General features: G+C 33.7%; 15 protein-coding genes and 1 pseudogene. All 16 read left to right on the top strand.

Annotated elements, in window-relative coordinates; translation table 11 throughout:
• Positions 1-141 precede the first annotated feature (141 nt).
• The 16 genes and pseudogenes from V7097_RS16310 (at position 142) to V7097_RS16235 (ending at position 14,760) form a co-directional block, all read left to right on the top strand.
• Entirely contained in the window at positions 142-915 is a 774-nt protein-coding gene (locus V7097_RS16310; RefSeq protein ID WP_335704689.1) for a Cof-type HAD-IIB family hydrolase, read from the top strand.
• Positions 916-1,042: 127 nt separating this feature from the next.
• On the top strand, positions 1,043-1,774 hold the full coding sequence (locus tag V7097_RS16305) for an alpha/beta fold hydrolase (protein WP_335704688.1): 732 nt from the start codon (positions 1,043-1,045) through the stop codon (positions 1,772-1,774).
• Positions 1,775-1,925: 151 nt separating this feature from the next.
• On the top strand, positions 1,926-2,549 hold the full coding sequence (locus tag V7097_RS16300; protein WP_335704687.1) for an NDxxF motif lipoprotein: 624 nt from the start codon (positions 1,926-1,928) through the stop codon (positions 2,547-2,549).
• Between the two features lie 299 nt (positions 2,550-2,848).
• A complete protein-coding gene (locus tag V7097_RS16295) occupies positions 2,849-4,315 on the top strand; it encodes an amidase family protein (RefSeq protein WP_335704686.1) in 1,467 nt (488 codons plus the stop codon).
• 301 nt (positions 4,316-4,616) lie between these two features.
• The gene (locus V7097_RS16290) at positions 4,617-5,156 is read left to right on the top strand and encodes a GNAT family N-acetyltransferase (RefSeq protein ID WP_335704685.1); all 540 of its coding nucleotides are present in this window, start codon (positions 4,617-4,619) and stop codon (positions 5,154-5,156) included.
• A gap of 661 nt (positions 5,157-5,817) precedes the next feature.
• Positions 5,818-6,405, top strand: coding sequence for a hypothetical protein (locus V7097_RS16285; RefSeq protein ID WP_335704684.1), 588 nt, complete (start codon positions 5,818-5,820; stop codon positions 6,403-6,405).
• A 360-nt stretch (positions 6,406-6,765) separates the two neighbouring features.
• Positions 6,766-7,512: an aminoglycoside phosphotransferase family protein gene (locus V7097_RS16280; protein ID WP_335704683.1), complete on the top strand. Its 747-nt coding sequence runs from the start codon at positions 6,766-6,768 to the stop codon at positions 7,510-7,512.
• A 1,183-nt stretch (positions 7,513-8,695) separates the two neighbouring features.
• Entirely contained in the window at positions 8,696-9,190 is a 495-nt protein-coding gene (locus tag V7097_RS16275) for a GyrI-like domain-containing protein (RefSeq protein WP_335704682.1), read from the top strand.
• A gap of 168 nt (positions 9,191-9,358) precedes the next feature.
• Positions 9,359-9,802: a GNAT family N-acetyltransferase gene (locus tag V7097_RS16270; protein WP_335704681.1), complete on the top strand. Its 444-nt coding sequence runs from the start codon at positions 9,359-9,361 to the stop codon at positions 9,800-9,802.
• A gap of 128 nt (positions 9,803-9,930) precedes the next feature.
• A pseudogene (locus tag V7097_RS16265) lies at positions 9,931-10,473 on the top strand (RCC1 domain-containing protein); the annotation flags it as partial.
• A gap of 188 nt (positions 10,474-10,661) precedes the next feature.
• Complete coding sequence (locus V7097_RS16260) at positions 10,662-11,780, top strand: DUF3626 domain-containing protein (protein ID WP_335704787.1); 1,119 nt, start codon at positions 10,662-10,664, stop codon at positions 11,778-11,780.
• A 110-nt stretch (positions 11,781-11,890) separates the two neighbouring features.
• Positions 11,891-12,034: a hypothetical protein gene (locus V7097_RS16255; RefSeq protein WP_335704680.1), complete on the top strand. Its 144-nt coding sequence runs from the start codon at positions 11,891-11,893 to the stop codon at positions 12,032-12,034.
• 620 nt (positions 12,035-12,654) lie between these two features.
• Positions 12,655-12,807, top strand: a complete 153-nt coding sequence (locus V7097_RS16250) for a hypothetical protein (protein WP_335704679.1) — start codon at positions 12,655-12,657, stop codon at positions 12,805-12,807.
• A 429-nt stretch (positions 12,808-13,236) separates the two neighbouring features.
• Entirely contained in the window at positions 13,237-13,830 is a 594-nt protein-coding gene (locus V7097_RS16245) for a hypothetical protein (protein WP_335704678.1), read from the top strand.
• Between the two features lie 50 nt (positions 13,831-13,880).
• Complete coding sequence (locus V7097_RS16240; RefSeq protein ID WP_335704677.1) at positions 13,881-14,036, top strand: hypothetical protein; 156 nt, start codon at positions 13,881-13,883, stop codon at positions 14,034-14,036.
• Positions 14,037-14,274: 238 nt separating this feature from the next.
• Positions 14,275-14,760: a GNAT family N-acetyltransferase gene (locus tag V7097_RS16235; RefSeq protein WP_335704676.1), complete on the top strand. Its 486-nt coding sequence runs from the start codon at positions 14,275-14,277 to the stop codon at positions 14,758-14,760.
• Positions 14,761-15,071 lie beyond the last annotated feature (311 nt).

The following is a 15,071-nucleotide window of genomic DNA, read 5'->3' as shown; positions in this document are numbered from 1 at the left end:
ATAACAACATATCTAACAGCATACTCACTCCTATAGAAATAACACTCTGAATTTATATTAACCTTAGATACTAATATTTTGGTACAATTTATTTTAATTGGGTTAATATTGCTTCTCTTCAAAAAAGTAAAGGAGTTTTAAATGAAGTATAAAATTGTATTTTTTGATGTAGATGGAACAATTACGAACCATGAGGATGGTAGCATTTCAGAAAGCACCAAAGAGGCAATTAAAGCTTTAATAGGTAAAGGGCTAAAGGTTGTAGTGGCAACAGGTAGACCATTATCCATGTGTAACGAAATAAAAGCGTTAGGAATTGATACTTTCATCACAGCAAATGGAGCGTATGTAAAACAAAATAAAAAAATTATTCATAAAGTGCCGATGGATAAAAGAATAGTTCAAGAAATGGTTGAATTTGCGTATGCGGAGAATAATGGACTATCATTCTATACTGAAGATTACAGTATGAATGGTGTAAAGAATGACAATATATTAAAAGCATTAAGGGAAACCTTATCACTGGAGGAATATCCTACCATAAACCAACAGGTATATAATAGTGAGATATTTTTAATGTGTCTATTCGCGAATGACGAAATGGTTGAGAAATATATTAAAAGATTCCCGCACCTAACCTTTAAAAGATGGCATCCCTATATATTAAATGTATTAGAAAAAGACATATCAAAATCTTTAGCAATCAACAAAGTATTAGAGTATTTTAATATTGATAAGTCTGAGGCGCTTGCGTTTGGGGATGGAGAGAACGACATAGATATGTTGGAATTAGTAGGACTTGGAATTGCGATGGGAAATGGAAATAAAAAATTGAAAATGGTAGCAGATTTTGTGACAAAAAAATCAAGTGAAGATGGGATATATTTTGCATTGAAAAAGTACGGGATTCTATAACTACAAAAGATTGTGAAGTATTGTACTTAAAGGGTGCGTTGATCCAAGAAGGATTAATGCACCTTTTTGTTGAATTTTTTCAACTAAGGATTGTTAATTAGTTGGCAAAATGAGAGGAATGGACTAAATGACTAAAGAAATGTTTGTGCAAATAAGTGATTGTAATTTATATGCTAAATTAGTGGGAGAAAATATAGGAAAACCAACAATTGTAATGGACGCTGGATATGGAGATTTTTCCAAGGCTTGGGATTCAGTAATTGGAGATATTTCAATGCTCTCTAACGTTTTAATTTATGATAGAGCAGGACTTGGGAACAGTGAAAAAAGTTCGAATCCCAGAACCAGTCGTGAGATGGTAAGAGAATTGAAGGAACTTCTTATTGAAGCCAAGATTAAACCTCCCTACATATTAGTAGGTCATTCATTTGGTGGAGTTAATATGCGAATGTTTGCAACTGAATATCAAAATGAAGTTTGTGGACTTGTCTTAGTTGACTCTACGCCTGAAGATTACAGAGAAAGATTTCTTCCAACGATGTCAAAAGAGTTTCAACAAGCATACAACAAGCAATTCGTTTATGAAGGCAATTATGATGAATTTATGGAAAGCCTAAAGCAGGTAAAAGAAACTAAATTTAAATTAAATGTCCCACTAATTGTTCTTTCAGCTGGTAAAAAAGCTCATTATTCAAAGGAATCACAAGAGTTATGGAATGAAATGCAGAGGGCAATTCTTGAAATATCCTCTGATAATGAATTGGTTATAGTTGAAAACAGTGCTCATTATATACAAAATGATGTTCCCGAAGTGGTAGTCAGTGCGATAAAAAAGCTAACTGATAAGATTGGATTGTAATTTCAAATGGAAAATTTTATTGAAATTGGAACTTATTCATGAGCTAATCGTATTAAAGTTGAGATCGCTAAAGAATTAAACGCTGTTTATGCTATTGATAAAGGGGTAAAGAGAAAAAAGCAATAAATCAAGCAAAGGAGAAGAAATGATTATGAGAAGGATTATTTATAGCTTCTTAATTATTTTTGCATTAAGCGCATGTTCGCAGGGTGAAAATACTGATAATACAGAAAGTATTGATAATGGAGAAAATGAAATTCTTTCTACGCAGGATGTAAAGGTTCCAAGTATTATTTTTACCTCTGAAAAACTGAATAGTGTAATTGACGAAGAAGAGATAAAAGGAAGCATAAAAACATATCTAGACAGCCATGATGAATTAGTTAATGCTAGTTACCCATTTCAAGAGATTATATATGAGGGAGAGGAATTAAATAAAAATGAATTAAAGAAGTTCGCCCAAATTACCAAGCTTACAAAAGAAAATGATGAAAATTTTTCTAACTTTATCTTAAATAATACATTACCTACAGGTTATCAAGAAGAGTCTGAAAGAATTAGCCAGTACACTACAACTTACAATGAGATTCTTTATGAACTAGATGAAATCCTTAGTAATATTACAGATGACGCAAATAAAGGGGTTTTTCCAAAAATAAACATTGGATCAATTATGAATAAAAGTAATGTGGTGAATGGAAGAGAACAGAAAAAAATAGAAGAATTCCTTGATAAGAAAAATATTAAGACAAAAGCATTTGGACGGGAACTTTAAGAAAAAAGAGAGTAATTCATTAAACTATATAAGATTGACATTTAAAAACTTCCTAAAGTTGTATTAAACAACCCTGAAAGAACGTTTTTCAATTTTCATTTTTCATTTTCTTTTATGAAACTACTTCATGGATGGCTATCGGGTGCAAGAATTGAAGTTTAGAGCTATCATAAGGGGCAGTTTTTTCTTGTTGTACTAAAGGTGCAGTATAGTGGAAGAATGGTTTAAAGAAATAGTGCTTAAATATTTATAAAAGTGTTAAAATGTTGTAAATTCGCAATTCAATAAGGGGTATTATTATGACTATTAAATTTAATGAGTTTTATAAAGAGGAATTAACGATTAATGAGATTCAAAGTGCAATGGGAGATGGGTTAGTTACTTCAAAAGAATTAGTGATGTATTATTTATATCGGATAGCGAAATATGATCAGGACGGGCCGGGAATAAATTCCGTTCTTGAAATAAATCCTGACGCTATCTTTATAGCCGAAGCCCTTGATAATGAAAGAAACACAAAGGGAGTTAGAGGCCCTATGCACGGAATTCCTGTCCTTCTAAAGGATAATATTGAAACCTCGGATTCAATGCATACAAGTGCAGGTACGATTGCATTGGAGCATTATATTGGGGAAAAAGATGCATTTCTTGTTGAAAAGCTCCGTAAAGCAGGTGCGGTTATTTTAGGTAAGACGAATATGACTGAATTAGCTAATGCAATGTCTACGACAATGTGGGCCGGCTATAGCTCTAGAGGAGGGCAAGTACTAAACCCTTATGGAGACCCCGACCTTTTTGTGGGTGGGTCTAGTTCTGGTTCTGCTGTGGCAGTTGCTGCTAACTTTACGGTTTTATCCGTAGGTACAGAAACAGATGCTTCAATTCTTAGTCCTGCTATACAAAATTCAGTAGTAGGAATCAAACCAACTGTAGGCTTAATTAGCAGAAGCGGTATTATTCCTTTTACATATTCTCAAGATACTGCTGGGCCAATGGCAAGGAATGTTACGGATGCAGCCCTTTTGCTCGGGGTTATGGCTGGTGTTGATAAGAATGATGCTGCGACATTAAAAAGTGAAGGAAGGATAGAGCAGGATTATTCTATATTCCTTGATTCCGATGGCCTTAAAGGAGCTAGGGTCGGCATATTTAAAAATGCATCCAATGACTTTCTAAATTCGGATGAGTACGATGAGGCCTTGTTTCAAAAAGCTATACAAGTTATTAAAAATCAGGGAGCCATTATAGAAGAGATAGAAATACCTTCCTTTCATAGAAAATGGAGTTGGGGGGTAAATCTATACGAATTGAAACACAGTTTAGATAATTTTCTTTCACAACTCCCAACAAACTTACCTATTCATTCAATTAGAGATTTAATTCAATATAATCAAATCAACAAAGAAAAGGCATTAAAATATGGACAGGATAAACTGGAACAAAGAGCCATCTTTTCAAATACATTAAGGAATCCCGATTATTTATTAAGCAAATTGGAAGACCTCTATTTTTCCCAGGATCAAGGTATCGATCTTGCTTTGGAAAAGTACAATCTAGATTCAATTCTTTTCCCTTCTTATATAGGTTCAACAATTAGTGCAAAAGCAGGGTATCCATCCGTTGCCATACCTGCTGGTTATAAGCAGAATGGCCAGCCTTTTGGAGTTACCTTTGCAGGAACAGCTTATAGTGAAGGAAAATTAATTAAGTTAGCATATGCATTTGAACAGGCCACTAACCATCGAAAAAGTCCGAACTGGAACTGAAATATTGAATACTACTAAATAGTATGAAGCCTTTTTACTTCAAAGTTATAGTGTGTTGATCCAAAGAGAATTAACGCACTTTTAGTTTAAGCCTTTGTATAACAAGGGCAGATGATGAATGATAATGATGATTGCATTAAAAGCAAACATTGTGAAGAATTGTACTTAAACAAACTGGTGCATTGATTCAAGAAGGATTAATGCACTTTTTTGTTGAAGTTATTAAACTAAAGAAACAGGATTGTTAGATAAGGAAGGTATGATTATTATTATTATGATATCAAAAGGTGTGAAATAAAAGATGAATATAAAATATGAAATTATACCAATTGAAAAAGCTTACTCTTGTAAAGAGTTGTGTAATGAACTTATGGTTTTTCAAAAATCAAAGGCAAAAATTACACCTGAATTGTTTGATGATATGAATTTTGAGACAAGGATGCTTTCTTCTATAAAAAGTGCAATAGACAATCAAATTGTAGTTGTAAGAGATGGTGACAAAATAGTTGGTTATGTTTATTCAAATATCTCTCCTAAAGAAGCCTACTCAAATGATTTCGCAACTTTTTTTGACCTTTCTTCAGTGAATAGAAACAATGTAGGGTGTTTATCTCAGTTTTATATAAAAGAAGAATATAGACGATATGGGATTGGTTCAGTGCTCTTTGATATTTCAATGAAATGGTTGAATCAATTTGATGATATAGAGGATTATTTTATTTTTGTTTCAAACGGTAATGATGCATTAGAATTTTATACACGTAAAGGTTTTGCTGTTAGCCACAATATTTTGAATGGATTTATAACTGTTTTACGAAACAAAAGATTACCAGATAAATAATTGTAAATGTGAAGAATTACACTTAAACTAGCTTGAAAGAATGTAATTAACTTTCATTTTATGTGCTGAAACTCAGCTTCATAGATGGCTATCGGATAGCGATAGATGAAGGATTATCGCTTATTTTTGTTGAAGTTATTGTGCTAACGTTGCGTATAGTTGAAGTAGGAAGAGATAATTCATATATAAAAACAATATATTGGTGGTGAATTATTCATTTTATGTCATTTAAAATTAAAAACTTCCAATGATAATGGATTTTTATGGTGAATTTTATTTATATAAACATAAGGGGATATAAATCTTGAAAAAGCATAGATACTTGATGATTTCATTCTCGTTATTTATCATTTGCTTAATAACTTGGCTGATAACTGGTTCTTTAGCAGAGAAAATACTACTGATATGAATAGTGTTACTTCCTATGCTATATATAGTTTTCTCGGTACATTAGCGTTTTTTGGTGCCACATTAATCCTGTTATTTATTACAATCACAAAAATAATAAAGGATAACAATTCAATTGTAGAGTGAAACGACAGGAAACCATTATAAATAGTACTCCAGACGTAGTTATAAATAGAACTCCGGAACCGTTATTATAAAACACTTCTCATGTATCATCAAAGGTAAGATAATCAAAGGAGTTGGAATATTTATAATGAAAACGCATTTAATAACAAGTCAGGTGTCACAGACATCCCCTGGGCCAGGTGTTACTGTGATCGGGGTCCTGATGGCTCTGTGGTGCATGGCGTTTGCGGTGGTAAATATCGTCTTCGAGGTCACAGACTATTTCGCAGGGGGTCCACTTGCCGATTACACGGCCGGCATCACGGTGATGAACTGGCTTGTCGTTAGCTTTAAGGCATTGGGCGCGGTTGTGGCGTTATTGTCGGTTGCGAACATTCCCAAACTTCACCTACCGGCTCTCATGACCGTATTGTTGTGGGGAGCTTTCGCCACGCTCGGCTTATATGCCCTGGGTAGCGTGACGCAAGCGCTAGGCATGATTTCCGGATTTGCGGGTACTGCCGACCAAATCAATCTGAAAGGAGTCGGCTACGTATTTATGTTCCTGTTGGCCGCGGTTGGCTATGGCTTCCTGGCCGTCTCCTACTCACGGCGTCATGGCACACGAAGAGGCTACGCCGTTCTCGGGGTGGTCGGCGCACCCGTGGTGCTTGGTTTGATCTTTATAGTGGTCCCGATGCTATTGTTTACCCTCGGACTCTTACCTGCATACTGAACGCTAAATGTTGGGGATTCAATGTATAGCGGTAATGAAGTAATAGGGGGAGTAGAAACATATGGAGTCGGAAATAGCTGAAGGTGAGTTCAGTTAGCATAGGAGTAAAAGATTTGATGCAAATGCATCCTTTCCAATCACTGAAAATACGTTAATTTCTTACCTAAACGGATTTGAAGTACCTTCACAAGATGGGGAAGTTGTAATAAAGTCAACATAAAAAGTTTATTGTATGAATTGAGCAGAATTAAATCTTTATTGAACTAAAGTGTGCGGTAATCCATGAAGGATTATCGCTTGTTTTGTTGAAATTATAGTATTAACGAAGTAGGGTAATTAATAATGTAAGGAGATAACCCAATGATTTTAGGTAATCCAATAGCAAGTGGAAATACTGCAAAAATATATCTTTCTGACAACAAAATTGTAAAAGTTTTTAACGAGTATTTGCCAGATACGGAATCCATAAAAGAAGCAAATAAACAAAAACATGCCTATTCATGTGGACTTCCTGTACCTAAGATTTTTGATGTTACTCAGATAAACGGAAAACAAGCAATCATAATGGAATATGTTAAGGGAGAAACATTGGGAGATTTATTTATCAAAGATAATGAACAAGCAGAATATTACTTGAATATTTCAGTCGATATGCAACTTGATATTCATAGTGTTATTCCAGATGCAATCGAACCAATGTATGATAAGTTATACCGTCAAATTGAGAGTGTGAATAAATTAGATAAAAGGCAAAAAAATTATTTATTAAAGAAATTGGAATCATTTACTTACGAAGATAGGCTCTGTCATGGTGACTTTCATTTATTTAATTTGATAATGACAGATAACCAAGTAGTAGTTATCGATTGGGTTGATTCGAGTGCTGGAGATATTCATGCTGATATATATCGGACCTATCTTTTATACTCCCAATTTTCGTCTAAATTAGCTGATATGTACTTACGACTTTATTGTGAAAAGAGTGGGCTTTTAAGATCTGAAGTATTTCAATGGGCTCCGATCATTGCTGGGGCAAGATTATCTGAAAGTGTCTCATCGGAGAATTCAGAAAGACTTATTGAGATTATAAATCGCTACTGCCCATAATAATATGACAATGCTATGTGGATAACTTCACTTAATACGAAAGGGTGCAATGCTTAACGAATAATCACTTTTTCCTTACGAATTAAAGGATTATAGAAATACTATTAATCAATCAAAAGGTAGGGATTATCTATATGAAGTCATCAAAAATGAAAGGTATATTTAATTCAGCAATAATAAGCGCTATTATCGCAGTACTAATAACGATATTTATGGATCATAGTATATTAAGAGCCGTACTAATAGGCTTAACAATATTTATTGTTTCTATTGTTACAAACAATCTATTTAATAAAAAAGCACAAAATACTAATAAAAAATGATTAAACGACTATGGATTATCAGCCACTTTTTTTTCGATAAAGGCTAACTTATGAAGTGCTTCACCTAAAGTTACGGCTGCGTTGATCTAAGAAGGATTAACCACCATTTCCTTATTGAACAAACGAAGAAGAATAGTTTAAGTGAAACTTTTCACGAAACTTTAGTAAACGGCTGTTAGAATCTTCTATTAAATAACAACGTAAAAAAATACCTCACTATTTATAGAAGAGCATAAATAAGGAACCTTAGTTATCAATACCAAGATGCCTTACTACTGTTTGTAAGCCTGATAGATAATCAGCAGAAATAAGGAAAATATCGCTGAATCGGCTAAACCGTTTTATTCTCCTCTTTTATAGCTATAACCTCCTTTGCTGCTACCATGAAAGATAAAATGATTGGTGAAATCGACTTGACTTTATGCCTTGCAATATGTGTATAAACGTGCAATTCGGGATTTTGCCATGGAAGAGCAACAAGTTTACTCAGTTCAACGTCGGTTTTCTTTTTTTTCAGGAAGAAGGCAATACCGATTCCCGTAATTGCACATTGTTTAATGGCTTCGGCATTTTGAAACTCTAAAAAAGAAAAAGTTTCGAGAACTACATTGGCTAATTCTATCGCTTATCAAGATCCTTCTAAAAAATTTTTCGATAGGATTATTGTGAAACAATGTACTTAAACAAAAATGTGCGATGCAAGAGACAAAGGATTATCGCTCATTTTTGTTGAAGTAATTTTACCAATGATGCAGTTCAAGAAGGTTGATATTTATCAAAGGAATAATTCCTGCAAAAAGAGGGAATTTGAAAATTAAAGTAGAATTCATTTATAGAAAATAATAGAAGGGGATAAGTAGATGAAAATAACAATTGTTGAAAGAGGACCCGTTCGTATTATCGGTTTGAAGTTAGAAACATTATTACAAGATACCAGAGAACAAAAACTTATACCTACGCTTCAACAATCATTTAATAAAAGGGTAAATGAGGTAGTTGGAGCTATTGGTTTTCCAACAACTTATGGAATATTTATTGATCCTCCAAATTACAACCCTGATACTGATCTTTTTACTTGGATAGCAGGAGTAGAAGTATCTCATGAAGCAGAACCCCCAATTGATATGATTTCATATGTAATTCCAAAAGGAACTTATGCAGTTTTAGAATATCATGGAGACATAGATAATGCTGGGAGTGCATATGGAGAATTGTTCGAATGGATTAATGATTCAGAGTATGAACAAGCGGGGTCATTCGGATTTGAGATGTATCCCGAGGAATACAATGCATTAGAGCGACAGGTTGCGAGTTTTTCATTACATTTCCCAGTTAAATCTAAAATATTTAAATGATTTTCTAAGTCATCAAAAGGATAACTTTTGCTTCATTATAGCAAGGCATTTTTTATTTTTATTAATTTCATACTAAATCCTTAAACATTTTAGAAAGCATTAAAGAGGATTCCATATTAATATGAAGAATTATTTTCCCGTTGATTTTCATAATAAGAGGGGGAAAACATGCTAGATATAAGAATTATTGAACCAGAAATGACATACAGTCTTAGACATACGGTTTTGCGACCGAACCAAAGTATTGAGGACTCTAAATATGACACTGACCATAAAAAAGATGCATTTCATGTTGGGGCATTTTTACAAGAAAAGTTGATTAGTGTTGCATCATTTATTAGAGAAAAAAATCCTGATTTTACAATTGAAAGACAATATCGTTTAAGGCAAATGGCTACTCTTGAGGAATATCGAAATTTAGGTGCTGGAAGAGCAGTGGTAAATTTCGCCGAGAATATTATAAAAGAACGTGGGTATGATTTTCTGTGGTGTAAAGGAAGGACGACAGTTCAAAAGTATTACGAGAAATTGGGTTTTAAGCCGTATGGAGATGTTTTTGATTATCCGCCTATTGGTTTACATATCGTAATGTTTAAAAAACTATCATCTTAACAAATGGGTGCGTTGATCTAAGAAGGATTAACCCCCTTTTTTGTTAAATTCCTTATTGAACAAACTGTGCAAGTTATTGCAACAAGATATCCTTATCTTTGAGATAATGTTATGGAAAAGCCCAAAAAGATGGTTCGGTGTTTGCTGTGGGAAGAAATAATGAAAGTGAATGTAATGTGCGTAGTTGGCATGATATAGTGGCAGTCGTTGCGGGTGACTGGCATACCATCGGTCTTAAATCGGATGGAACAGTTACGGCAGTTGGTAATAATAGGTATCGTCAATGTAATGTAAGCGACTGGTACGATATAGAAGCGATTGCAGCGGGAGATCTTCATACTGTTGGTCTTAAATTGGATGGTACGACGGTTGCTGTGGGTAAAAATAATGTAGGACAATGCGATGTAAGTAGTTGGGGTGGTATTGTTGCGATAGCGGTGGGGAGTAATCATACCGTTGGACTAAAATCTGACGGAACAGTGTTGGCTGTGGGCTGGAATGAGTATGGTCAATGCAATGTAATTGACTGGTGCGATATAGAAGCAGTTGCGGCAGGTTGCACACATACCATTGGAATTAAATCTGACGGCACGGCGGTGGCCGTAGGTGGTAACGAATATGGACAATGCAATGTATGTGAGTGGTACGGCACCCAAATTCTTGGAAATTAGTTTTTGCGTATTTCATTACAAGATTATTAGGAAAGAAGAATAATGAGTAGTTGTTTAACGGCTGCTCTACCATAACGATGGTAATGATTTTTTTTATTGAAGTAAGGTGCGGGTTTGTTGAAGAAAGAAAATAAGGTATCTTTTCTGAATTTTGATTTAACCAGATGAAAGGAGAGATTCATATATTTATAGAATTATCAAGGTCACAATTATTAGCTTTGGAAAATATTACAAAATATGCAAGGAACTATACCAATGAAGCTAAAAAGACAATAAATCACATACTGAAAATGTCAAATATTTCGGATAAAACATTTGAAAATGCTGTTGATAAATTAAAAGCCTATGCAAGGATAGGATTACATTTTCACCCAGATAGACCAGATTCATCTTTGAAAAATGTTGCTGAAGCATTGTTAGAGTCCGGAATATATAAGAGCCAGTTTGAAACAGGTTTGTCTAACGGCAGTGTATCTGCTTACCCTGGTGGTGAACGAGACCTTTGGGAGAAGAAAATTTTTGGAGGTGCATATCAACTGGAGGGCACAACCAATAACCAACGTCCTAAATATGGTGCATTAAATTTGATGTTGCACCCAGATGGACCTGCTCCACGTTTTGGTTCATGCTATTTTCTTCTATCTCCCAGGGTTTCATATCGTTCCACCTATACATATTTAGATTCGCATCAAGACCCAAAAGAAAAGGGAACTTATGAAGAATTTGACATGATTTTGGCTGCACTTTTAGAAGAGGCGTTCGTAAGAGAGTTTGCCATTGGTGAAAGAAATCTGACTCCAGTTAGATTAGTAAATCATTTACTAGTTAAACTTGAACGATCGATTACAGACCCAGCATCGATAAAGCCAAATCGAAATCTTAATCACTATATTGAAGCCCAGATTCATGGAGATATTTCACTGAAAGAAGACGTGGATTTGCTTGTTGCAGACCCTTCTTTCAAGAAAACTCATGTAGGGAGAATCTTAGAGCACCTATGCCTTAAATATTCCATTCAACTGTATTGGCACAAGGGTTTTGCACTTATGATAGACGAAGTTCCACAAGATTTTAGAGGCCCATCTATGCCCTCCTTAGCAAAACGCATTGGACAAAATAATGTTATCGATGCGAGCATAATTGGAACTGCTGTAATGGACTTAAAACGCAATCCAGCATCTTGGAGCAATTGTGGGGATTATAAGGAGGTACTTCAAGAATTAAAACTATTGTGGCACGTTTTAGTGAGGTATGGAAAGCCATTAGATGAAGCCTGTCTTTTTACTAAATCAGAAGAAAGATTGTGAATTATAAACTTAAAGTAAACGGGTAGCTTTAACATAGCTGAGTGGTCGTGTAGTGACTTTTTCAATTAAAAAACAGGAATATATAAATATTTGGGTTTATGGAGAGGGAAGTGGTTGGTATTATGGAATTTATTATAACAATAGCAATCGTTGTTATTGCAATTTCTTGTTTGTCAATAGATGGGAAATTAAGAAAAGTAAGCGAACAAAACAAAGAAATCGTAGAACTATTAAAACAAGGTAAAGAAAAATAAGCATGGCTGGTTCTTGTGCTAACGGAGTGCTTAAATCCTATGGGAGACAACTTGAATATATGGATGTTCAAATTAAAAAGTTGAAAAATCGGTTAGGACGCTTAAAATTTCGATTTGATAGATTACATAAATTGCAACACCCTCTTAAAAAGAATATCAAGAGTGTGGTAATTGGGACTAGAATATTACTGAAAGCACGTAACACCGTCAAACAAATTCAAGATAACCACTCCATATGGCCCAAAGTGTGGGAACAGTCCCGATATGACCAAATGACCATTAGCGGTCTTAAAGAGGCCAAGTCAGGGAACTTCGTATTTACGTATACTTTGAATAAAAACGCTTACACTTCACGACACCAAATGGAGTGGCAGTGGAATAAGCGATTTATGGTTTTCTTTTGGTCAAGACAAAGTTGAAAAAGCGATAACTTTGCCAGTTCAATTTTGAACATACACCACATATAAATTCAATAGAGATATTTGTCAATGAGGGAATTAGTTGGGTAAAAGATATAATTCTAGGCTAACTAAATTATGAAAATAGGATATCCCAACACTAATTAAGAAAGTTAGATTTTATCTACATACTTTTTAGTAAGGATTGTTAGGGGGATATTAATGAAAAAATATTTGTTCTTTTCTCTGATAGTACTAATAATTGGAGTAGTTTTAATTAATTTTTATAAGTATCGTGAGCAGAACTTGGGTGAGTTATTAGATATGGATAACGTTGATAAGTTTCATATTATTACTGAGTATAAAGACTCTTAAGAATTTGAAATTTCAAAAGTTGATCAAGAAAATATTAATAAACTTGCTAACTTTATAAATCAATACAAAGTAAAACTAACAAATAAGGATGGTTGGATCTCCAATAATGAGAATGAAAGATTTGAACTCTACCTTGGATACAAAAATGGGGAAATAGAAATATATACATTTGAACGGGATGTTGTTGTATCAAACAGAGTTTACAGGGTATTGAGTGCACCTTTGGATTATAAATGGATACAGAAACTTGAGCGTGTCATCAATTCTAAGTAAGAAAAAATTATTGAAGTAACGGAGCAGGGTTGAAGAGTAAAGCACTGTATTACATTTCGTCTAGGAGGGGTCAATATTAATAAACAAGGAATGTTAAGCCCGATTAAAAAGTTTATTTTAGATAAAACCAGATTATTAAAAATAGAAGAACTGAATTTGTCTGACCAAGCTATTGAAGAGTTTGATAAAATGTTCATCAGATATATATCATCAAGTGATGGTAGTATTTTTACATATAACAGTAGATACCCATTATATATGTTTTTGAATTATGTAATTGAGAATAAGGGCCTAGTAGTACACGGTTCTAATAATTCCTCAATAAATAAATTTGAGCCAAGAAATAGTACTCTCTTTAATGGTAAACCTATTAAAGCTGTTTTTGCTTCATCTGACGGAGTATGGTCATTATTTTTTGCAGTTCTAAAAAGAAAAGATTATGTTGGTTCCATTAGAAATATGTGCTTTTCTATTGCTTCAAATAAAGGAAAAAAACGTTATTATTATTTTTCGACTAATAATAATGATGCTCCGAATCGTTGGACAGACGGAACGATATATTTCTTTTCAAAGACCCTATTCAAACAAGGTGGAATTAGAGACGAATGGGTTTGTAAAAAAGAAGTGGAACCGCTTGCGAAATTAACCGTTACACCAATTGATTTTCCTTTTTTAGATAAGGTTAGGGTCCATAAAGAAACTGAATCAACGATAAAAACAATTATTAAAGCACTATTTTTTAAGATGTAAAAAATGCGTTCTACAACTAAAGGGGAAAAGGCTTGGGAGACTATTTTAGAATGTTTCAAGTACTAACAACTTTAGGATCATTAATTTGGAATGTAGTTCCTGTTAGTGTAGTTGCTACAGTTGGAGGATCGTGGGAAACGATTGTTCGTTCTAAGGATATATACTCAAATGTGATTTATGTAGTGTTGGAACGTTTTGAAGAATAATATCTAATATTAATCGTAAAATTAATTGTGAAGAATTGTACTTAACCTCACAGGTGTGTTGATCTTAGAAGGATTAACCACCTTTTTTGCTCAATTCCTAATTGAACAACCGGGGCAGGTTAGAAAAAAAAGGATTATTTGCCGTTATGAAGAATTTAATTACAAATATGTATTCTATAGTTGTTTTCTCAGGTCTATACTAAACTACATTGTAGGAGTTATTAGGGTGGTTATAAAAATGATAAATCTTATTTTAAAAAAGTTTCAATCCAATGATTTTAATGATTATTTTCGCCTCGTATCAAATGAATCAGTAATGGCAATGATTACAGAACGTTCTTTACCAATGGAAGAAGCAATCACAAATTTCCAAAAAATATTACAACGAAACGAAAAATTCGAGCAATTTGGTACATATAAAGTTTATAACAATGAAACTAATGAATTTATAGGACTTGGAAGTTTGATATTGAATGAAGGAAATCTTGAAGAAGCTGAATTAGGTTATATGATACATCCAGAGCATTGGGGAAAAGGATATGGCAGTGAAGTTGCTGCGATTTTAATACAAAAAGCTAAAAAATCAAACTTAAAACGGGTAACTGCTACTATTGACCCTAAAAATCTGCCTTCAAGAAAAATTTTAATTAGACAAGAATTTATTTCAGAAAAGTTGTGTGAAATAGGAGGTTTGCCTGGAGAGATTTTGAGTAAAGTCTTATAAATATCGCCGTTTATAAGGTGTTGTAAAAATTATGAATGTGATTAATTACACTTAAGCTACCATGAAAGAACGTTATTAACTTTCATTTTTTCTGTGGTGAGTTCTGTTTCATGGATGGCTTACGGGGTACTATAGTTTAATAAGGGATTATAAATAATCACAAGAAATAGCTTGGTAACTACTAAGCTATTTTTATATACAAAAAGCACCGCTGATTGGGGTTTGATATTCTTGTGTAAATTAGGTTCTTGCAAAAGTAACGGAATCCGTTAGAGGTAGAACGGCCTCATTTTACTACTAATGTATAACTT

It is taken from the genome of Bacillus sp. JJ1562 (assembly GCF_036962705.1).
Lineage (GTDB): Bacteria > Bacillota > Bacilli > Bacillales > Bacillaceae_L > Ferdinandcohnia.
Note: the sequence above shows the minus strand (reverse complement) of the source record. Positions and strands in the feature narration are given on the sequence as shown.

Bases quoted from the DNA above. Each gene is read 5' to 3' on its own strand.
- V7097_RS16240 (WP_335704677.1), top strand. From the start codon at position 13,881: ATGTTTCAAGTACTAACAACTTTAGGATCATTAATTTGGAATGTAGTT.
- V7097_RS16310 (WP_335704689.1), top strand. From the start codon at position 142: ATGAAGTATAAAATTGTATTTTTTGATGTAGATGGAACAATTACGAAC.
- V7097_RS16235 (WP_335704676.1), top strand. From the start codon at position 14,275: ATGATAAATCTTATTTTAAAAAAGTTTCAATCCAATGATTTTAATGAT.
- V7097_RS16305 (WP_335704688.1), top strand. From the start codon at position 1,043: ATGACTAAAGAAATGTTTGTGCAAATAAGTGATTGTAATTTATATGCT.
- V7097_RS16250 (WP_335704679.1), top strand. From the start codon at position 12,655: ATGAAAAAATATTTGTTCTTTTCTCTGATAGTACTAATAATTGGAGTA.
- V7097_RS16275 (WP_335704682.1), top strand. From the start codon at position 8,696: ATGAAAATAACAATTGTTGAAAGAGGACCCGTTCGTATTATCGGTTTG.
- V7097_RS16280 (WP_335704683.1), top strand. From the start codon at position 6,766: ATGATTTTAGGTAATCCAATAGCAAGTGGAAATACTGCAAAAATATAT.
- V7097_RS16290 (WP_335704685.1), top strand. From the start codon at position 4,617: ATGAATATAAAATATGAAATTATACCAATTGAAAAAGCTTACTCTTGT.
- V7097_RS16270 (WP_335704681.1), top strand. From the start codon at position 9,359: ATGCTAGATATAAGAATTATTGAACCAGAAATGACATACAGTCTTAGA.
- V7097_RS16295 (WP_335704686.1), top strand. From the start codon at position 2,849: ATGACTATTAAATTTAATGAGTTTTATAAAGAGGAATTAACGATTAAT.
- V7097_RS16285 (WP_335704684.1), top strand. From the start codon at position 5,818: ATGAAAACGCATTTAATAACAAGTCAGGTGTCACAGACATCCCCTGGG.
- V7097_RS16300 (WP_335704687.1), top strand. From the start codon at position 1,926: ATGAGAAGGATTATTTATAGCTTCTTAATTATTTTTGCATTAAGCGCA.